The sequence below is a fragment of the Bacillus cereus group sp. BceL062 genome (genome assembly GCF_051780025.1).
Classification (GTDB): domain Bacteria; phylum Bacillota; class Bacilli; order Bacillales; family Bacillaceae_G; genus Bacillus_A; species Bacillus_A toyonensis.
Map to the genome: position 1 here is coordinate 91394 of NZ_JBPWGY010000013.1, position 21726 is coordinate 113119.

A 21726-nucleotide genomic window follows, 5' to 3' on the forward strand; every position below is an offset into this window, starting at 1 on the left:
ATGTTCCTGTACCTAATATTTAAATTAACGTATGTCAAAATATTTTACAATACGAGTGCGAAACGTTACATATTTCTATATAAAATGATACATTTCATCAGCACGCCTCTTCTAATATTTATGCTAAATATAGAAAATTCAGCCGTTAGGATTTAATTTTAGAATTCTCATAAAAGCATATGATAGATTAGTCACGTAATTGTCACAAGTTAATAGTCTATATACTTTTTAATTACCTATGAAAACTCTATTACCACTTTATTATTTACTCCTAAACTAAGGCACATCTATACCTACAATTTCTTAAAACTCTTTTAGATAATATTTCAAAAGAGTCGATAGTTTTATTTTTTTTATTTTTTTATTGTACATTTGTGCATTTGATGTTAGGATTATGCCTATTAAAATTGAATCCTAACGATTCTTCTTTATAATTTCTATATTTTAATTGTTAAATAAAAATATAGATTCTGATATATATATATTCAAAATCAGACCTAAAATGTTTTTATTTTACAATAATGTCGTGGCATACCTTTAGAATGGAAAGATATATGCAACAACGTGTTAAGGGGTTACAGGAGGAACAAAAATGAGAGACTTTTTTGATGATAAGTACAAAAATATTGAATTAAAAAGGAGGTTAATAAATTTAATAAGTGAAATTAGCGAATTCAAAGGAAAATTAGCTGCTTATCAGGAACAAAACCCTGACATATTTAATAGTTTAGAAAAAACTATACCACTACATTACATAAAAAATTTCACAACTATTTATGAGGATATAAAAGTTCCTAATAAAAGATTAAAAGAACTTATTTTAGATGATATAGTACCTCAAAATATTTCTGAAGATGCTATTTTTTGCTATTATCAAACACTTTCTTTTGTACATAAAAACTCCTGTACTTTATTAATTAATCCAGCAACTATACAGGAATTACATTTTCAACTAATACATTACATTACCTCTGACAGTGCCAAATGGCGTGAAAAACCTTTTATTATTCCAGGAATTCCAGAACATGGAATGCACTTGAATAGTTACCGCATTCTTCCGCATGAACTTATCCCACAGTTTATGGAGCAATTATGTGATCAATACAACTCATTAAATACTAGTAAGGGGCTACATTCACTTTTATTAATAGCTCGTTTTATTTTAAATTTTTATTGCATAGTCCCTTTCAATCAAGGTAATAACAGGCTGGCATTTATGTTAATGCAATTGCTGTTAATTAAGAGTGGACATACATTTGTAAAATATGTATGTTTGGATAAATATATTAAGAAAAATGAATCTGATTATTACAATTCGATTTATAAATCTTCCGTGAATTGGTACTGCGAGGAACATAATAATAGTTTTTGGTTAAAAACGTTTTTAACAATTATATTAGAGGCTTACAAAGATCTTCATAACACAGTTCTAGATTCTATATGTAAACATACTAAAGTTGAGAGAATTCAGGATTTTATACTTAAACAAAAACAACCTTTTACTAAGGAAAGTATTCGTAACACTTATCCAGACATTGCTGAAAGTACAATCAGTAAGGCTTTAAATTCCTTGCAAGTGTTTGGCCATATTAAGCTAGTTACAAAAGGAAGAAACGCCACATGGATTAAAATTTGACCATACTTTCAAGACACCTGAGATTCAAAAATTCAATTATAACTTTATCAATGAATTTCATGACTTTGAGCTCTTACTTATTGAATTTTATTTTAATTTTAAGCAATTAATACTTTTTTAGTTCTTTCTAATTCCAACAAAACATTTTATAGGAAAAGGTCCGCTTCCCTCCGCCTTTTCCTATAATAAAATGAAATATAAATATAATATAATTGTCGAAAAAAGTCGCATTTTAATATTTTTTCTTTATTTTCTGGTTGTAAACGTTTCATTTTCATGTTACCATCTTAATCAAACAATAGATGGTAATAAAAATGAAAGTATTTCTTTCCCTTAGAAACATATAAACGTACGGTAATATCAAGAAAATAAGGCCAAAGAAATATTTGATACCTACCAAAATAATTAATAAGAATTTTGTTGCGTTATTTTTTCTGATAATTAAGAAAATACATTTTGTCCCTAAACAAAATTTATTAGTGCGCAAAATTCAAATACACTAGAACACCCAAATAAATGAAATATCCTTTTTCATTGAGTGTTAAGGTATGAAAAAAGAATTCTTCCTACAAAATTCAGCTGATTAACTTAAAGGCATCTAAATTAATACCTTAATCGCCATCTATTGTTGATAACATATTTACCAACTATGAAAAAGAGCCTATCAAGGGTTCTTTTTTATTTCTTATCTTGATACTTAGATTTCCACACAATTTACCTCTATTTTTTGCTCTCAATTATTGAATTAATAATATAGCACATCAAATTTTATGAATTCTTAGCTCCAATTTGTTTAAATTAGTGAATAAAATTCAATCATATAAAAATAATAACTACAACTAATCGTTATATATTAAAGAGGTGTCAATTTTGTCCTTAAATGAAGAGACCTTAGAAACTAAGACAGATAAAACCATCGAAAAGATCCAAACAAGTAACTTAAAACAACTTAAACATACACTAGATGATATCTTTGATATTAGTGCAGATTTGATTGAACATCCTTTGCAATTAAAAACAAACACGAATATTTTACTATATTATTTTGAAGGCCTTACAGATGGTATTGCATTAAAAGCCAATGTTGTTACACCATTATTACAAGAAGTAAAGGAAGACAGTCAAATATTTAATTCTAATATTATTGCTACTCATACCAAAATAGTATATACATGGAATGAAATTAAAGAGGGATTACTTGAGGGTCAATGTGTACTGTTTATGGAGGGAGAAAAGCGGTCACTTCTAATAAATACAAAAGGCTGGGCAGAGAGAGCCATTCAAGAACCAATTTCAGAAGTTACTATTAAAGGATCACATGATGGATTTATTGAAAATGCCACAAAAAACATAGGACTTATTCGTCGATATATTCCTTCTACAGAGTTAAAAATCAAAAAGCTGACGATTGGAGAACGGGCCACTTCTTTAGTCTATTTAATTTACTTAGGTGATGTAGCAAACACAGATGTAGTCCAAGAAGTAGAAACTAGAATCTGTAAAATCAAAACGGATGCGGTATTGAGCATCGGAGAACTATCTAATTATACAAAGGATCAAAATTGGACTCCTTTTCCACAGGCTTATTTAAGCGAACGCCCAGACGCCATTTCAAATCATATCCTTGATGGAAAAATAGCAGTATTAGTTGATAGATCTCCTGGCGCGATGATTGTCCCAATGAATTTAATTGGATTTTTTCAGACTCCGGATGACTATAATATACATTGGCTCATTGCATCGTTTTTTCGTTTATTACGATTTGCAGGATTTATTATAGCTATTTTTTTACCCGCAATTTATATTGCTATCGTCTCTTTTCACTTTGAAATCATTCCTTTAGATTTATACACTTCTATTGCAACGTCAAGAGTCAAAGTCCCTTTCTCTCCCTTACTGGAAGCTTTTATAATGGAAATCACACTAGAAATGCTACGTGAAGCTGGTATTCGCTTACCACAGCCAATAGGACAAACAATTGGAATTGTTGGAGGGATTGTAATTGGGCAGGCGGCTGTTCAGGCTGGTCTTGTGAGTAACGTTATGGTTATTATCGTATCTATTACTGCCATTGCATCATTTATTGTTTCTAATTACGATTTATCAAGTTCTATACGCCTTATTCGTTTTCCAATGATGTTATTGGCATATTTTTATGGCATTGTAGGTATTGTTAGTGGATTAATGCTCTTATTTGCTCATTTTGTTTCGCTAACTTCCTATGGTTCACCATACGGATTGCCAATCGCACCATTTCGTCTACAAGAGCTAAAAGATTCATTTGTAAGATTTCCTATTTCTATGATTACCACCCGCTCGAGTACAGGGCAGCCGAAACAAAAAAAGAAAAAAGAAGGTAGTTCGCATGGGGAATCTTAAATTCCAAAACATAACTTTATTTGAATTTATTGTTTTCATTCATTCACTGCAACTAGCCTCAGGTATGTTAATTATGCCAAGCCCACTTGCTACTACCGCTGGCACAGATGGCTGGATTTCTATCATTTTGGGTTGGATAACCACTTCTATAATTGGCGTATTTATTATATTAATGTTACAAAAAAACCCTAACAAAAATTTCTCACAGATTTTAAAAACATACTTTGGTAAATGGCTAGGTACAATTCTTTCTCTTTTATATGCTTTTTATCTATTTTTTGCTGGTTTTAATACTTTATTAAAGGCAACTGATATTGTAAAAGTGTGGATATTCCCTTCCACTCCTGCTTATCAAATCACCATATTATTACTATTGCCTTTTATTATTTTAGTCCTGAGTGGGTTAAGGGCTCTTATTAGTTATTCTATGCTTGTTTTCTTCTTCACTACTTGGATGCCACTATTTCTTCTTTTTTCATTAAAGAGTATGTATGCTCCTTTACACCTACTTCCTATTTTTAAAGATGGCTTATACCCTATTGTAAAGGCAACGAAAGAAACCATTACCCCTTATGCCGGCTTAGAAATTGCATATTATATATATCCGTTCTTACAAAAAAAACAACAAGCTATAAAGGGAATACTAATTGCGAATACTGGAACCATGTTTTTCTATCTATATGTGACTATTCTTTCTTATATATACTTTAGTCCGGAGGGGATAAAAGACGTAATTTGGCCAGTATTTCATCTGCTAAAAGGAGTTCGTTTTTCTTTCATAGAACGATTAGAAATTATATATATTGCTTACTATTTAATTGTATTTTCCACTACAATATATCCATATTTATTTTTCAGTTTTGAGTCTGTGACTATTTCACTTCAAAAAAACGCTCGCAATTGGGCGCTGGTTGGTTTTATGGTATTAATAGTCGGCTTATTTATTTTTCTAAATCCCAATGTGGATCAATATTTATTTATATATTCTCTTATGGATATCTTAAATATCATTTTCTTTATTCTATTACCAATCTTATTTTTCGCTTACAGCATTCTTTTTGCTTGGGTTACTAGGAGGAAACAACTTTGATTCGAAAATGGATATGGATTGTAATTTGTTGTATATGTTTAATTGGTTGTAGTCAGAGAATTCCTCTTGAGAAGGTTTCATTAATCCTATTAATTGGCTTGGATAGAGCCCCTAATGGAGACATAAAAGTTGGCACAAGCATCCCACTCTTTCATCATAAACAGCCAAAAAGTACTACAGAGCATTGGACACAAGCATCAACTGTATATAATGGCTTCAGTAAGATAGATACAAAGTTAACGGGCTATATGACAGCCTCCAAAGCTGAAATCATTTTAATTGGGAAAAAATTGGCGCGAGAATCAAATTGGTTGCAGGAACTTGATTCTTCTTACCGTGATCCTTACGCTACCATTAATGCTAAAGTAGTACTTGTAGATGGACCTGTAGTAGAAATTTTTACAATTAATAAGCCAGATAAACCATCACTACCATCTTATATAAGTAGTGTAATCGAATCCTCCATTCAAAATAATCAATCCGTTTCTTCTACGATTCAACAATTAACGAGAGAACAAAATGAAGAAGGAATGACACAAATTGTTCCAGTTATCAAAAAAACAAAGAATGAAATTGACACGATAGGAATTGCACTTTTAGATCGACAAGGAAAATATTTAACTCGTATCCCTAAAAAAGATGTTAAGTTCTTCAATCTTATAAATAAGTCAAAAAATACAGGCCGGATGATACTACACTTTGCGCTTCCTCCTAAAAAGTCCAACAAAAAAACAAACACTTCTATCTTCGTACAGAATGCGAAAAGGAAGATAGATGTTAATTTTAAAAACGGAAAGTTTGTATTTAATCTCCAAATAAATGCTAATGTAGCTTTAATAGAAAAAACCAATGCGAATTTAATTAAGGAGCATTATGATAATAAAAAAAATATAAATAATTTAGAAAACGCTATCGAAAAAGAAATTAATAAGAAATTACAAAATATGTTAGATGAAATACAGCAGAATAAAATTGATCCAATCGGATTATCCCTATATGCTAGAGCTTTTCAATATAAACAGTGGAAAAAACGAAAAGAAGATTGGTTGCAAGCGTTAGCAGAGGCTAAAATAAATGTAAAGACACATGTCAAAATAAAGGATACTGGGACCATTAGAAATTAAACTACTCTATTCTTCTGCTTAAAAGTATTTCTAAGTGGAATTTCCCTCTTCAATAATTATTAGTAAAAGATGCTAACTTGAAAAACTCTTTCCGTGCTTTTAAAAAGGCAATAATTTCACTACGCTAATCAAGTACCAGTTTCTAATTTAAAGAGCTGAAGAAATTATAACTATGGTGCAGTAGATATACCAGATTCCAATCCAATTGCAATTCCATGATATAACGTCAAAGCCGAAATTCCTAAGTTAAGGAATTTCGGCTTTTTGAGTTCACAGAAATATCTTATTTTTAGTTCTATGTACCTAGCTACAATAAATACATATCAACATTTTCGTTTATTATTTCACATTAGATTGATGACTTATACCGAGCAGATAACTTAAATTATAAGTACATTCGACAACAATTGAGTATTTTCTGAATTTTCTTGAAAAAATTGTAAAATCACTCCATTTTTACTTCTATTTTGCTATGATAGTTACAATTAAATTGGATTAGGATATTCCTATAAGATGGGGGCGTATATTATGAGTGTCTCAGTAAAAGGAAATGAGCAGTTAACCTCTCTATTGAACGACTGGTATCGATCTATGCTATCTCAACAAGTTATAAAAGCTACTAATCTAAAAAAGAAAATTGATGAAAAAATTAATCAGTTAAGCATTGAACCGAATCAAGAGCATCAAGATCAAAATTTATTACTATATTACTCACTACTTGAATTTCGTTACACTGTCTTAACAGATAGCCTTGGTATTCAACAAAATAGCTTTGATGCTATTAGCGACTATGATATGCCTACAGACCATTTCCTACGCTTCTACTATCACTTTTTCAAATCCATTCATTCCACTTTTATATCAAATTATACTGAAGCAGAGGAACATTATAAACTGGCAGAAAAGATATTAATAGACATACCAGATGAAATTGAACACGCTGAATTCTACTATAGAATTGCTACTTTTTATCACCATACCTATAACATGCTCGCTTCTATCGAATACGCAAATAAATCGAGAACAATTTTTTCAAAGTATGAAGGTTATGAAGTAAAAACAGCCTTTTGTAATAGTTTGTTAGGTGGTTGCTGCATCTATTTAAAACAGTACGAACAAGCTGAAGAATATCTAAAATGTGCAATTGATTTACTACAAAAGAATAAGGTAGAAGATTCCTTGTTATACGTAAAAAGTACTATGGGGTGGCTGTATTCTGATCAAAGTATGTCTACTTTAGCTATTCGCAACCTTTCAGAAGTAACAGAGAAAATCCCTACACACTTCAAGGCTTTCTTCCTACAAGCTAAGGAACATTATAAGTTAGGAGAACAATCGACGGCTAGCAAACTCATTGTTAAGGGATTAAAAATCTGCAGAGAAATCCATAACGAAGAATATATGCATCACTTCTTTATTTTAAAAAGATTAAACGAAAACATTCCATTGGAAGAATTAGAAAAAATCATTCAAGAAGGAATCTTATACTTTGAGAAAGAAGAGTTATGGGAATATGTTGTCGAATACGCTGAATTATTTGCCACAAAATGTAGACAATTAGAGAACCACAAAAAGGTAAGTGACTATTTCCATATTTGTTATCAAGCAAGACTAAAATTAATTGAAAAAGGAGTCTTAAAATAATGAAAAAAATCAGCTTATTATTATCTGGCATTGCTTTCATTGGTGTGTTAACGGTGGGAATTTCTCAGTTTTCTAAAACAGATCAACTTGCTACCCATGGACATTATCCTGCTCCTTCATATAGTGATGGTGGTGCACCACAACAAATTTAATGTAAATGTATTTAAAAACCCTCCAAATGGAGGGTTTTTAAATGGCTTATCTGCCTGTTCAATACGTGTAGAGAGTACGTATTATACTTATATACTATGTTATAAGATTTTTCATTTCCACTCTGTAACAAGATTCTAGCATTCTCTCCTAGAATCTCAACTTAAATCTTAAATCCACCAATTAACTCTTGAAGTTCTTCCGCCATCTGTGCTAATTGTATTGCTGAAGAATTTATCTCTTCCATAGAAGCATGTTGTTCCTCAGATGAACCAGCTATCGTTTGCATACTTGAAGAATTCTCTTTTACAGCCATAGCAATTTGATCAATCGATGTATCAACTTTCATTGCATCAGTTGTCATTTTATTTGATAGTTCTACCATACCATGCACTTTTGATACAATATCATTTGCAGATTTTGAAATCTCATAAAAACTTTGTTTTGTATCATTCGCAACCTTAATTCCCGACTGTACTTCTACTCCTACTTCATTCATAGCTTTTACAGTCTCATGTACGTCTGCTTGTATTTCCTTAATTAAACTTCCAATTTCCATCGAAGAATCGGATGATTGCTCTGCTAGCTTTCTAACTTCATCGGCAACAATTGCAAATCCTCGCCCCTGTTCTCCTGCTCTAGCTGCTTCAATTGCTGCATTCAATGCTAATAAATTTGTTTGTTCCGCAATATTTTGAATCGCTTCTAATATACTGCCAATTTGTTGCGATTTCTTATCTAATAATTTTATTACATTATCGGATTGAGAAACAGAGTGATGGATAGACTGCATTTGTGTTACAGTTTGTTCTACTAATTGTTCACCTTCATTGGCTTTTTGTTTTGTGTATATGGATGAAGCCGATACTTCAGATGCATTCTCAGCTACATATTGAATATTTCGTGTTACCTCACCAATTAATTCAGCCCCAGACTCAACTTCATTATTTTGAACCTCTGCACTGTTCGAGATTTCTTCCATCTCTTTTGTAATTTGTTCCGTCGCAACACTTGCTTGTTCTACACTAGCAGTTAGTTCCTCAGAAGACGCAGCTACATGTCCTGCAGATGTGTTAATTTGAGAAATAATATTACGTAACGACTCTGCCATTGTATTGAAACTTCCGCCTAATTGACCAAGTTCATCCTTTGAACGAATATCTATTTTCTCGGTTAAATCTCCCTGACTAATTCTTTGGGCCGAAATAACTAATTGTCTTAGTGGATTAATAATAGATCTAAGTATGAATAAAATTACAATTCCACCTAACAATAATGAAGCCCCTATTATAGTGAGCGTTTTATAAAAAATAGGATTGGTAGCTTCTTCAATTTCTTTCGTAGGCATTACGCCAGCTATTTTCCAACCTGTTTTTTTATTTGTCTTAAAGCTTATGTTTCGATCTTCCCCGTTAAGGCTATAAGTAATTACGTCATCTTCTTTTTTGTACAGTTCATCCGCTAAAGTTTTCTCTAATTTCTCTCCTGGCTTTAGTGATGGATGAACAACTATTGTTTTATCTTGACTGACTATAGATACAAATCCTTGCTTTCCAATTTTAATCATTTTGGATGTTTTTACTATATCTTTAATATTCAAATCTACGCCAATGACACCACTTTTATCTGCATTTTGCTTTGCAATTGCTATTACCATATTTCCTGTAGACTTTGATTTATATGGAGATGAAACAATAATCTCTCCATTTGCTTTTACTGCATCCTTATACCAACTGCTTTCTAACGGATTAAACCCTTCTGGTATTTTTCCAACAGGTGCATGAATAAATTGATTGTTACTAGATGCGGTATAAATCGTTTCTATCTCTGGATGTAACTGTATATATTGATCAAATTTACTCTGTACATTTTGCGATTGTTCAGGGTTATAATTACCTTGTGTGAGTACCTTTGCAAAATGAGTGACATCTGTTTGCTTATTTTCTAATTCATTATCAACAATCTTATCTAAAATACTTATATTATCTTGTGCTGATTGTAAAATTGTTTCATTAAGATCTGTTTTTGCTTTATTATAAGATGATATTCCTACGATTAGACTTGGTATAATTAATATTGCAATAAATGCCATAGACAACTTCGTTTTAAGCTTTATTAGTCCCAAACGTTCTTTTATATTAAACACTAGATACTTCTCCCTTTCACTTTTACTACTGATATAGTTTATTTAAATTTTTCTCCTTTATTTTTTCTACATATATTTACAGTACCATTCGAAATGAAACCCCTATTAAATCCTATTATCTGAAATTCCTTATTTTGCGATTTAAATTTCACAGGCTGCGTTTTATCTATCCTCCTTTCGAATATGTTATCTTTTCATATTCAGCAATTCTAAAACTACGAATTGTTCCCAATAAAATGGATGAAACATAACCTTCATTTAACAGATATTATTTGACCTTAATTGGATAAAAATTTTAATTTAGCGCTATTCAAATCGGATGAAGTCTTTACCATAATAAATTCTCTAAAAAATAACTACGTAAATTTATCCTTTGTATGATTATGTTTAACAGCCTTTGAACCATTCTATATGCATCACACTATTCATGAATCATTTACTACGGCCGATTTTGTTGTAAGAGATAACTAAACCATAAATTCTATATAGGAGAATAAAATAAATTGAAGAAGTTTATTGTAACACGTATACATAAGTAATAGATATAAAATCCGATAATATATTATTATTTTATAATAAATCAATAATTCGGTATAAACTGTATTTTATTTCTATAGAAGAATCTTTCCCTATATGCAATATTACATATAATCTACATTATGTAGTTTGTTATACTATGCATGTGGATTTTTCATCCAAAATTCCACCCTAATGCATATTGATGAATATGCCACCCTAATTGCTGAAAGTGAGAAGAATGTTATTCATTCTTCTCACTTTTTTATTTAGACTCTGTTACTATTGATTATTGATAAAAAATATTAAATATGGGAAGACACCTTAGAGTTTGTGCTTCCCTTAGTTGTTGATTATTCACATTCAAATCTAAAATAGGTATTTTCTAAGCCTATTCTTTGCTTTAATGTTTTACCCAAAGCATAATTATTTGGTAATTCTTTTTCAATGATACAAATAATATAACCTGCTTTTCCTGTTGTTAAAATGTGTGCTTGTACTTAATTCTTTAGTTATTTTTACATTTTAAATCTACGAAAATGGATTGCCTTATAAAAACTCTAACAGAGAATCTTCCTTCCAAATTTCACCTAGGGAATCATTTGTTTTCCCAAAAACATACCAACATCTTTATCAACTCATTTTAGAATATTTAAACAATAATTCCATATACAAACTCTGCATAAATTATTCATTTTCTTTTATATAAGACCTACCTTTTTACTTTTGATAGATTATTAGACATTGGATTATTATACATAAAAGCCAAAACATGAGTTATTTTGTAGAAATTTGTCTATCAATATGTATGTACACCCTTTTGTAGTGGATATAGACTGTGAGGTGTAAGGAGATACCTTACAAAATAATAAAAAGGAGATTATAAAATGAGTAGATTAACAAAATTCTCAAAGTTAGTATTTGCAACTTTAATCGCGGGAAGTAGTTTAAGCGTCTTTGTTTCGTCACACAGTGTACAAGCTGACACCTTAGATCCTAATTACCAAGACACTGTAAAATTCATACCACCTTCTAGTGCTAGGCCAACATTGGAACAAAAAAACACTATTGTTCCAGAATCAAAGGTTATTAAAAACCATTATGTAAAGTACTCTAAAGCACATTTCCAATCTAAAGAAAGTATACCAAAAGAAATTTATTATTCTTCAGATGGCTTTAAGGGCTATATACAGGCTAGTACCGTTTGGGATATGGGAGATCATTTCGCAACGCTATATTCCGGAACCGTTATTCGATGTTAGACTTTTAATCCCTTGTCTCCTAATGTTTATAATGGTCAATAGCTCACTGCCAATACTGTAATATCTATTGTTCAAAAAATAAACCACAAAATCTTTCGATTTCATGGATTATCAAATATAAAGATAATGTTAAACGAATACTCTAACATTACCTTCCCCAAAGTTAATTATAGAGTATTTTCAAAAAAAAGACACTCTTGTAGTGTCTTTTTTATAAGTATTTAAACTTACACCCATCATACTTTATTTTTGAATTTGATTATTATCTAGCGTCCTTCCATTCAGACTTTAATAATGAATATTGATATTCATCAATCCATTGCCCTTTTAGCATATAATTCTGTAATAAATGCCCCTCTCTCCTCATACCCACACGTTCTAGCACAGAAATAGACTTGTTATTTCGAACATCCGAAAAGGCAATCACTTTATGTTTCCGTAATGAATGAAATATGTAATTCAATAAAGCACAAATAGCTTCAGTCGCATATCCATTTCCCTGATATTCTGGAGAAAGAGTAAATCCAATTTCTACGATGCGAGAATCACTTAAAAGTGTGTGAAGCGCACAATCTCCAATTATTTTGTTATTTTCAGCCAAAGCAATTGCGAATTGGAACCAAGTACCTGGTTGATTAGGATTATTTTTAATTTGTTCATTTACAAACGTTTTTGCTTCATGATATTGATAGTTTTCCCATGACTGAAATTTAGCCACTACTGGATTAGAACGATAAAAATGAAAGTAATTTGTGTCATCAATACTAAACCTTCTCAAAATAATTCGATCTGTTTTCTCAAAAACTTGATTATGTTTCCCCATAACCTTTTCCTCTTTTCTCTACATTTTCTGTGATCTAGATTTCGTTACATCTGGAACTACCCCCACTTCCACTTCGTTTAGAAGTGAGGGATTCCTAAGTAAAGAGTTCTATTGAACTCTAATTGATTAGGCTAACCCCGCAGCCCTTGCGGTTAGAAGCCTTATCGCTTCATTTTTTATATTGATACTTGCGTTAATATCCCTATCATGGTGTGTACAACAAGAAGTACAGTCCCATTTACGTAGGTTTAGATTTTTAACGTCTTTGTTTTGATATCCACAACAAGAATATACTTGGCTGGAAGCAAATGTTTTCGATACGACAATGACTTGTTTGCCGTACCATTTTGCTTTGTATTCTAACATGGATCGAAATTGCGACCAAGATACTTCACTAATTACTTTTGCTAACTTATGCATGTACCATAGGTCAAGCCTTTTCCTGTTTCTTTGTATGCGTGATCCCATAAGGATAGGAAATAATTAAATACAAAGCGAGAACAACCAATCGTTTTGTTGATTAGAATTGCTTATGCTTTATTTGGATAGATACGAAACTTATAGGCTTTATTAATCGTCATTTAATTCACCTCCACTTCGGTATATGACTACCATACACCGAACGTATATTCCGTAGATAGTGGAGTAACACTTTATGTATGTCGAACAATTAAGATGGCTTCCTGCCACCCCTTGTTCGAAGTCAATTCATCTCCCACCTACTCAATCACTGGACTGTGATCCTTCACGCTCCTTGAGGAAAGAGTCTTCTTGGCTAAAATGATAAATTTTTTAAGTTTTATTTTTTCATTACATATTCGTATTTTATTTACATACACAAAAGTTAATTCCCCATCATTATTGTATATTTAAAAAGAATTCCGCCTACTAACAGCTTATTGTTGTGGCTATTCATTTATTTCAATATCATACTTTTCCATCTCGAATATGCAATAGGCAATGATAGCCAAACTCCAACTGACACCATAATAATTATGTGTGTAGAAATCATATCCCGCCTTAATACCTTTCTCTATTACAACCAATGTAAATCCTAAAGCCACCCATTTGTTAATTTTCATTTTAATAAACGTTAAAGAGATAATTATTAAAAATAAAATATTTGTAAGATGATTTATCATTTGCTCATATTTTTGAATGTATACTGCCATTATACAAGCAACGATATTAGTCGCAATGCCAAAGGCAACCACCGCTCCCCAAATCCTGTCCGAAAGTCCCACTCCTGAGTCAGTCCCTTCCTAAATAAATATCCTTTTCTTTAATTCGTTTCTACACCCTATTCAAGGTATGCTAAATTATCCTTGTCTGATGAATATCTATTTATCTTTTCATATAGAGCAAACAAAATCTTTAATCATAATTTTTTCTTTATTAGGCAAACTATGTCTAAGCCGTTTGAACTAGCGGCTTCACTCTTCTGGTAATGGGATAGCACAATTTATTGAATTGACTAACTCATTCAACCCATTGGCACCGGCAGGCAACAAAATAGTTGTCTGCCATTTCCATGTATACTTTTTCTAATTTCATTACAAATCAAGTTTGTACTGTACTGATTTCAAAAAGGACGGTATTTCATTTTTGAAAATGTAAAAAAGATAAGGTCCTGTCTACTTTTGGTATAGAACTTTTTCTTTTCACATATACTATTTTTAAACCTGTTTACCAATACGTGTCCTATTGGTGTCTTGAATTCCTCCTAAAAAGGGTGGCAGATACAACTTCATGCCCTTTTTATTTACGTTGCTGTTCTTTATTCAATAAAACAGTTAAAAACTAAAAATGTAATATTACATATTTTTTCAGTTCAAATTATGTTAAGATTTACTTCGTAGTCGAATTATGGTTTCGTATCTAATTCATTAATATGTGAACTGTTTACCTAAAGAAAAGACACCTAAAAGGTGTCTTTTCTTCTTTTAATCTAAAAAATATTTTCCTCTTCAGTAAGATCTAATTATCCCTCTAATCTAAACCTCATATTTAGAAGCAATTTAATCAAGTTATTCAAGAGTTTTCACCTATTTCAATATGCCTATAGTTTAATTTCAAATCACATTTCCAACACTATATTTACTTTCTTACAGATTTTCTACCTTGTTCTTAATTCTGTCAAGATCCTCATGTAGCTATACAAAGAATATATGCTATTATGATTCTAAGAAACTATGCGTTCCCTTAACCCTGAATTTTTACAGAGTCTTTGTTTATTTTATTTACTTTTATTGACTTTTAAGATTTAATACACAACCAATTTCAATTAAAACCATTTAAATGTTAGTTAGAATTTGAAATAATATATCTATTAGCTTTTTTAACAAATAAAATCTAATTTTAAATTTCTAAATGTATACTGTACTAAATGCCAGTTAACACTATATGTATAGTGTTAACTATATTAATTGAATATTAGTAATAGTAAGTATAAATATTATCAATTTACTATATTTTACATTTGTGTAAAAATAGATGTATGTTAAGCTTATTCAAAATCTTTCCCCTAATAAAGATTTGAAGTAGCATTTCATGATTCTCCTTACTGTTAATATGCCTTGAAAAAGAACCCTATAGGGTTCTTTTTCTTTTCATTATAACCTCAGTAAGTCCTTATTTAACATGCAAAAAGGACTGCTAATTACTTGCAGCCCTTTTTGCATGTTAATATACACTTGTATTAAATACTTAACACTTTCTTATATTAGGCATTTATACAAACTAAACATGCCATTATTATTTAGATATATAACACTTCAAAGTTTAGAAGTATACTATAACAAATCTTTCCCAGCTTCCAGCTACATAACTAGTAGCTGTTAATTCTCTACCACCATTTGCTGATATATATCTACCATTACTTAGTGCTTGTAATACATATATCCTATTATCCCCACCATTATATAAGATAAATTTTTCCCATGCCCCAATTGATGTACGATCTGCTACTACTCTACCATTAGGCTCAAACGAAACATACTTCCCATTACTTTTAGCTTTTAAAGCGTACGTATATAATTCCCCAGTCGGAATTAATTCAAATTTCTCCCATTCATTAACTGCATTACGATTTGCTATTACATTTCCCAAAGGCTCAGCAGAAACATATTGTAAATTTGCTGCCTGTATAGCAACTGTCCAACTTCCATTAAATAAATTCACGCCTTTTAGTGAACCTGCTTTTGATAGATTGGCTGCCGATACATCATTCGATGGTGTAATCATCAATATCATTAAAACCATCGGCAACATCATTAAAACTAACTTTTTTGAGATTGTATTACCACTTGCACATGTTATGAACCTCTTCATTCTCATTCCTCCCTTAATATACATAGAACTCATATACACCATACTAAATATGTAAAATATTGTAATAAAAGAGAGGGTTTATCAATAAATACCTTACTATTCTGTTTCTTTTTTCTCAAATCTATAGCACTTAAACATTTATCAATTCTCAAGCACATTTTTAAAATCCCCCCCTGATAAACAAATGTAGCAGTTGATGGCAAGGAGAGTATATACAAAAGAGAGAGTATTTACATTTCACTTTTCTTTAAATAATAGCCAAATAGCCGTTCATAATGAACGACTATTTGCATCTAACTAATAATGAGAAGGTTCTTCATGTTAATCTATTTTGTTTAATCCCGTTGAAGTAACTTGATAGGTTCTTTTTTTGCCTATATATTCTTGTTTATTATTCTCAAGGTTAATAAGTGTAGCGCGTGTCTTTTCCTTTACTGCTTCCCCTTCTATATGGGTAAACTCAATGTAATCTCCCACTTTTACGGGCACCGTTTGGATTTCAGCAGTTTGTTGTCTATTTCCCACTATTTCCTTATTATACACAACACTACCGGTTGAATTCTTTACTGTAATACTTGCATACGTATTATTAAAGTAAGAATGTGGTACGCCTGCTTCTAAATTCACCTGCATTTTCTCTGTTGTCCTATTATAATCAACTTTTGCGATTTCTCTATCACTATATCCTTTTAAAGACCACCCAAAATGATTTCCATCTAAAACCGTTGTTTCTGGCATTTTTTCTACTTTCTTCAAGCCTTCTTTTGTAACTTCGTACATGACTTTTTTTCCAAAGCTTTCTTGTTTACTGCTGTCTACATTTATTAAAGTAGCTCTATGCACACCTTCTAGGTGTGTCAACTCAATATAATCCCCTACTTTAACTGGTACCTTTTGTGATTCAGCATTTTGCTGTTTGTTTCCATAAATGTCTTTCTTGTATACTACTTTCCCCGATGCATTTTGTACTTTAATACTCGCGTATGTTTCATTAAAATAATGATGCGGTATGCCTGCTTTTAAGTCCACTTGCATTTCTTCAGTCGACTTATTGAAATTAATTTTTGCAAACTCGAAATTACTGATTCCTTTTAGCGACCATGCAAATTGATTTCCATGCAAAATTGTTGCTTCTGGCATTTTTTCTACTTTCTTCAGACCTTCTTTTGTAATTTCGTATATGGCTTTTTTTCCAAAGCTCTCTTGTTTACTATTATCAACATTTGTGAGAGTAGCTCTATGCACACCTTCTAGATGTGTTAACTCGATATAATCTCCTACTTTGGCTGGAACCTTTTTCGATTCAGCATTTTGTTGTTTGTTTCCATAAATGTCTTTCTTGTATACTACTTTCCCTGATGCATTTTGTACTTTAATACTCGCGTATGTTTCATTAAAATAATGATGTGGTATGCCTGCCTTTAAATCAACTTGCACTTCTTCTGCCGATTTATTGAGATTGATTTTAGCAAACTCGAAATCGCTAATCCCTTTTAGTGACCATGTAAACTGCTTTCCTTCTAAAATATTAGAAGAGTTCGGTATATCTGGATTAAAACCTAAGTTATCTAATATAGATTTGAGATCAGGTAAAACACCTATTCTATCATTCCACGGATCTTGAGATTTTGTTCCTGTATTTGGATTACTTAAGATATTTCTTAGTTCGGCTGGTGTATAAGGAGAACCTCGATGTTCTTTAGCAATACCTTGAATCGAAGTTGCTGCCCCAGCAATAATTGGTGAAGCACTTGATGTTCCACTAAATGTTGATGTATATAAATTTGTAGTATTTTGACTTGGATTTGCTGATGTTGTATCAACATTTTCTCCCCATCCATATACATCTAATCGACTTCCATAATTTGAAAACCATAAACGTTTATGTGGAACAGTTGATGATCCCGCCCCAACCATAATAGCACCTGAATCCTTGAAGTCTGGACTATTTCGATTTAAGATCTTTTTTCCATTACGATCTTTAAAATTATCTAAGTCGTTTGAACCATTTGCGCCAGCTTCTATAATAATAATCCCTTTATCTGCACCAACACGAATTGCATCAAAAATATCTGGATGTACTTCTACAGGTAAATATTTATCCCCATACCCATCATACGAAGCTTGTGCCTCTAATAAAAGAATATCTCCCGCTTGTAAATTATGTACAGCACTTAAAATAGCATCCGCTGTATTATAAATTCCATTATCCCTAATTTGGGATATTACTTTTACATTCGCTTTTGGTGCAATTCCAATATTTCCAATTTGATTATCTTCGGATGAAACAATTCCTAATACAGAAGTACCATGAGCTCTATGCTGGCTTATATTTTGTCCAGACATAAGCTTTATATTTTTATTGACTAAATCCTCATGATTCAATAACCATCCATATTCCATATCCACAAAAGTTGTACCCTTCCCGTCACCACCTTTAATGCTCCAAGCATGCGAGGCATTAATTCCCTTTGGTGCCGCTTCAAGGTATCCTTGATTTTTAAATCTAGGATCATCGTATGGATTAACAGATAAACCTGGTAATTGTACTTCAGGGGGTGTTAAGATTTGTTTTTCTTGTATATAGGCCTCCTCTACAAGAGGTGATGTTTCAAATTTTTTCAGCAATAATTCTATTTCTATATTATTAGGAGCTTGTACAATATAATAATTTAATAAATTTTCAGCTGATTGATTAGCAAATGATTTAGAATGTAATGATAACTTTTCAATCTCTATCGGATTTACAGATGAAAACAGGCGATTCAAAGTAAGTTCCGTATTTTCGGAAAATAACTTCTTTAAATTATTATCATAATTACCATTTTTTATTCGTTTCTCAATGCCATCTTCATAAGGTAAGTCCATTTCATTTTTAAACTTTACAATTAATTGTCCCTCCTGTGAATCTCTTTTATTAGAATCAGTTTCTTTGTTTGTAGCATTATAGGACTCCGCATAAACTTTATTATGAATACTATCATCTGATAGTATTTGATCTGTTCCTAAGAATGTTGTCATTGCAATTGATGAAATTAGAAACCCTTTGAATATGTTCATACTATACCCGCCAATCTATTTTCTCTTGAGCATTTTTTAATACGCATAATAGTTAAGATTTTTATATAATATATAAATCAATAATATGAGTTTTGTAGTGAAACCTATGACTTTATTAATAATCCCGTAGAAGTAACTTGATATGTTTTTTTCTTACCCACAAATTCCTGTTTACTATTCTCAAGATTAGTAAGTGTGGCGCGTGTCTTTTCCATTTGAGCTTCTCCCTCTATATGAGTAAACTCAATATAATCCCCTACTTTTACTGAAACGGTTTGGCTTTCAGCAGCTTGTTGTCTATTTCCTACAATTGCTTTATTGTACAAAATATTGCCCGATGAGTTTTGAACTTTAATGCTTGCATACGTACTAGTAAAATAGGAATGGGGTACTCCCGCTTCTAATTTAATCTGCATTTTTTCTGTTGCTTTGTTATACTCTACTTTTACAATTTCTCGATCATTATATCCCTTTAAAGACCATGCAAATTGATTTCCATCTAAAACTGTTGTTTCTGGCATTTTCTCTACTTTCTTCAGGCCTTCTTTTGTAACTTGATACCTTGCTGTCTTTCCAATGGTTTCATTTTTGTTATTTTCAAGGTTAGTTAAAGTTGCTCGCGTTTTCTCCTTTGTTGCTTCTCCTTCTATATGGGTAAATTCAATGTAATCCCCTACCTTGACTGGCACAGTTTGGCTTTCAGCATTTTGTTGTTTATTTCCCACGATTTCCTTATTGTACAGAACGTTTCCAGAAGAATTCTGAACCTTAATACTCGCATACGTACTAGCAAAGTAGGAATGTGGTACACCTGCTTCTAGTTTTATCTTCATCTCTTCTGCAGTTTTATCGTAATCTACTTTTGCAATTTCTCTATCACTATATCCTTTTAATGACCATCCAAATTGATTTCCATCTAAGATTGTTGATTCTGGCATTTTTTCTACTTTCTTCAGACCTTCTTTTGTAACTTCGTATATGGCTTTTTTTCCAAAACTCTCTTGCTTACTATTATCGACATTTGTGAAAGTAGCTCTATGCACACCTTCTAAATGTGTTAACTCGATATAATCTCCTACTTTGACTGGTACCTTTTGTGATTCAGCATTTTGCTGTTTGTTTCCATAAATCTCTTTGTTATAGATCACTTTACCTGATGTATTTTGAACTTTAATACTTGCATATGTACTATCAAAGTAGTCATGTGGTACACCTGCTTTTAGATCAATTTGCATTTCTTCTGTTGATTTATTTAAATTTACTTTCGCAAATTCAAAATCGCCAATCCCTTTCAGCGACCATGCAAATCCTTTACCTTCAAAAATGTTTGGAGATTCATTTTTGATTTGTACCTTTTTCTCAACAGTTTGATCAAATAAATCCGTTAATACAATTTTTGCATAAGCATTTGTTGGTAATGATATAGATTGACTGATTCCATTTTGATAAGATTTAATATCATCAATTACGTTAATAGGTTGGCCCGTCATATTTTCATTGTTATAAATTTCAATTTTCCCCTTAAATTGCGGTGTACTATTTTCTTTTAGTTTCCAAGATACATTTATTTTTTCATCATCATAATATATAGATTGAATATCAAAATCTAGCTTTCCTATTTCAGGTTGAGTAGGTTGATTTAGCGTGAATATTTTTCCTGATCCAATGGTAGACTGCGTATTACCTCCTGCTTTGACCCATACATATTCTGAAGTGGCTCCTCCATCATATTGATAAGTATTATCATGCGTCCCTGAGATATTTTGATTATTCCAAGAACTCCATTGTTTATCTACTAACTTTCGGCTATAACCATTTTTCAGGCGCGCTTCTCGAACATTCTGTCCACTATCAGCCCAGTCTTCTTGAAACATTCCTAATCCATGATTAAATGCAACATTAGCAACAGGAAAATCCATAATTGCAATTTGATGCCATTTATTATTTGTTACATCTTTCAGCCATTGTCCAAATTTAGTATGACCATTTTCTTGCCATGAACGCATTGTCATTCTGTACCAATTGGAGTCTTTCCAACCATAAGTTGTTTGAACCTTCATTCCTGTTCCTTCTCCTCCAAAGGGTCCAGCTTGCGAATTCGGAGATAAGTATTCGGCCTTTATTGCTTCTTTAGAGGAAATTGGATCCCATAAAGCAAAATGTAAAGTACGTTTTCCATTTTCATCAAACCCACTTTGTTGTTGAAAACCAGCATATCCTCCAGCTTCACCACCTGCATTCCAGTTGTGTACAGCCCAGTACGTATAAGGTGGAGTCTGAACTGGTGACCAGTCTATACTAATAATATCTGAGGCAGGTATATTTTGGGGACTGACATAAACTGCTGGAGCAGCTGAATGTGTTGCAGCTTTAGTGTGCGAAATAGACGTTCCAAACATAGAAAACATGCTACATGCTGTGGTAATTATAATAACTTTATTAAACCTTTTCTTTGTTTTCTGACTAATCACTAATCTACTTCCTTTTCTCATTTTTATTTTTGAATACTAACTTAATAGAGAAATCTATCAAAATTCAAGCAACATCCAGTAATTCTTCAAAATAC

13 protein-coding genes and 2 pseudogenes are annotated in these 21726 nt (G+C 31.6%); 7 read left to right on the forward strand and 8 right to left on the reverse strand.

Annotation, left to right across the window (positions count from 1 at the left end):
- The first annotated feature begins 592 nt into the window (after window positions 1–592).
- The 6 genes from ACS2MN_RS25250 to ACS2MN_RS25275 all read left to right on the forward strand — a co-directional run bounded on the left by ACS2MN_RS25250 (window position 593) and on the right by ACS2MN_RS25275 (window position 8025).
- Window positions 593–1636 carry a Fic family protein gene (locus ACS2MN_RS25250; protein ID WP_098806089.1) on the forward strand — a complete coding sequence of 348 codons (1044 nt, stop codon included), beginning with the start codon at window positions 593–595 and terminating at the stop codon, window positions 1634–1636.
- Between the two features lie 870 nt (window positions 1637–2506).
- Entirely contained in the window at window positions 2507–4015 is a 1509-nt protein-coding gene (locus tag ACS2MN_RS25255) for a spore germination protein (protein WP_346994569.1), read from the forward strand.
- On the forward strand, window positions 4002–5105 hold the full coding sequence (locus ACS2MN_RS25260; RefSeq protein WP_098139920.1) for a GerAB/ArcD/ProY family transporter: 1104 nt from the start codon (window positions 4002–4004) through the stop codon (window positions 5103–5105). Before ACS2MN_RS25255 ends, ACS2MN_RS25260 begins: the two co-directional genes overlap by 14 nt.
- Window positions 5102–6229, forward strand: a complete 1128-nt coding sequence (locus ACS2MN_RS25265; protein WP_198130844.1) for a Ger(x)C family spore germination protein — start codon at window positions 5102–5104, stop codon at window positions 6227–6229. The genes ACS2MN_RS25260 and ACS2MN_RS25265 overlap by 4 nt, the downstream gene beginning before the upstream one ends.
- A gap of 528 nt (window positions 6230–6757) precedes the next feature.
- The gene (locus tag ACS2MN_RS25270; protein WP_346994570.1) at window positions 6758–7873 is read left to right on the forward strand and encodes a tetratricopeptide repeat protein; all 1116 of its coding nucleotides are present in this window, start codon (window positions 6758–6760) and stop codon (window positions 7871–7873) included.
- Complete coding sequence (locus ACS2MN_RS25275; protein ID WP_098001428.1) at window positions 7873–8025, forward strand: hypothetical protein; 153 nt, start codon at window positions 7873–7875, stop codon at window positions 8023–8025. Before ACS2MN_RS25270 ends, ACS2MN_RS25275 begins: the two co-directional genes overlap by 1 nt.
- Before the next feature lie 161 nt (window positions 8026–8186).
- On the opposite strand, the gene ACS2MN_RS25280 is transcribed toward ACS2MN_RS25275, so the two are convergent.
- A complete protein-coding gene (locus tag ACS2MN_RS25280) occupies window positions 8187–10169 on the reverse strand; it encodes a methyl-accepting chemotaxis protein (RefSeq protein WP_346994571.1) in 1983 nt (660 codons plus the stop codon).
- 1403 nt (window positions 10170–11572) lie between these two features.
- Between ACS2MN_RS25280 and ACS2MN_RS25285 the strand changes: the two genes are divergently transcribed.
- Entirely contained in the window at window positions 11573–11947 is a 375-nt protein-coding gene (locus ACS2MN_RS25285) for a hypothetical protein (RefSeq protein ID WP_097954837.1), read from the forward strand.
- Between the two features lie 262 nt (window positions 11948–12209).
- Here the strand turns inward: ACS2MN_RS25285 and ACS2MN_RS25290 are convergent, their stop codons facing one another.
- The 7 genes and pseudogenes from ACS2MN_RS25290 to ACS2MN_RS25320 all read right to left on the reverse strand — a co-directional run bounded on the left by ACS2MN_RS25290 (window position 12210) and on the right by ACS2MN_RS25320 (window position 21631).
- On the reverse strand, window positions 12210–12770 hold the full coding sequence (locus ACS2MN_RS25290) for a GNAT family N-acetyltransferase (RefSeq protein WP_346994572.1): 561 nt from the start codon (window positions 12768–12770) through the stop codon (window positions 12210–12212).
- Between the two features lie 126 nt (window positions 12771–12896).
- Window positions 12897–13187: pseudogene (locus tag ACS2MN_RS25295) on the reverse strand (zinc ribbon domain-containing protein); the annotation flags it as partial.
- A pseudogene (locus tag ACS2MN_RS25300) lies at window positions 13187–13297 on the reverse strand (helix-turn-helix domain-containing protein); the annotation flags it as partial. The pseudogenes ACS2MN_RS25295 and ACS2MN_RS25300, both read right to left, overlap by 1 nt.
- 381 nt (window positions 13298–13678) lie before the next feature.
- A complete protein-coding gene (locus ACS2MN_RS25305; protein WP_346994573.1) occupies window positions 13679–14014 on the reverse strand; it encodes a hypothetical protein in 336 nt (111 codons plus the stop codon).
- 1537 nt (window positions 14015–15551) lie between these two features.
- Window positions 15552–16100 (reverse strand): fascin domain-containing protein, encoded by a 549-nt coding sequence (locus ACS2MN_RS25310; protein WP_000819406.1) that lies wholly within the window; start codon window positions 16098–16100, stop codon window positions 15552–15554.
- A 321-nt stretch (window positions 16101–16421) separates the two neighbouring features.
- Complete coding sequence (locus tag ACS2MN_RS25315; protein WP_346994574.1) at window positions 16422–19160, reverse strand: putative mucin/carbohydrate-binding domain-containing protein; 2739 nt, start codon at window positions 19158–19160, stop codon at window positions 16422–16424.
- A 104-nt stretch (window positions 19161–19264) separates the two neighbouring features.
- Window positions 19265–21631 (reverse strand): putative mucin/carbohydrate-binding domain-containing protein, encoded by a 2367-nt coding sequence (locus ACS2MN_RS25320; protein WP_346994575.1) that lies wholly within the window; start codon window positions 21629–21631, stop codon window positions 19265–19267.
- Between the last annotated feature and the right edge of the window lie 95 nt (window positions 21632–21726).

Bases quoted from the DNA above. Each gene is read 5' to 3' on its own strand.
- ACS2MN_RS25275 (WP_098001428.1), top strand. From the start codon at position 7,873: ATGAAAAAAATCAGCTTATTATTATCTGGCATTGCTTTCATTGGTGTG.
- ACS2MN_RS25250 (WP_098806089.1), top strand. From the start codon at position 593: ATGAGAGACTTTTTTGATGATAAGTACAAAAATATTGAATTAAAAAGG.
- ACS2MN_RS25310 (WP_000819406.1), bottom strand. From the start codon at position 16,100: ATGAAGAGGTTCATAACATGTGCAAGTGGTAATACAATCTCAAAAAAG.
- ACS2MN_RS25260 (WP_098139920.1), top strand. From the start codon at position 4,002: ATGGGGAATCTTAAATTCCAAAACATAACTTTATTTGAATTTATTGTT.
- ACS2MN_RS25290 (WP_346994572.1), bottom strand. From the start codon at position 12,770: ATGGGGAAACATAATCAAGTTTTTGAGAAAACAGATCGAATTATTTTG.
- ACS2MN_RS25315 (WP_346994574.1), bottom strand. From the start codon at position 19,160: ATGAACATATTCAAAGGGTTTCTAATTTCATCAATTGCAATGACAACA.
- ACS2MN_RS25285 (WP_097954837.1), top strand. From the start codon at position 11,573: ATGAGTAGATTAACAAAATTCTCAAAGTTAGTATTTGCAACTTTAATC.
- ACS2MN_RS25270 (WP_346994570.1), top strand. From the start codon at position 6,758: ATGAGTGTCTCAGTAAAAGGAAATGAGCAGTTAACCTCTCTATTGAAC.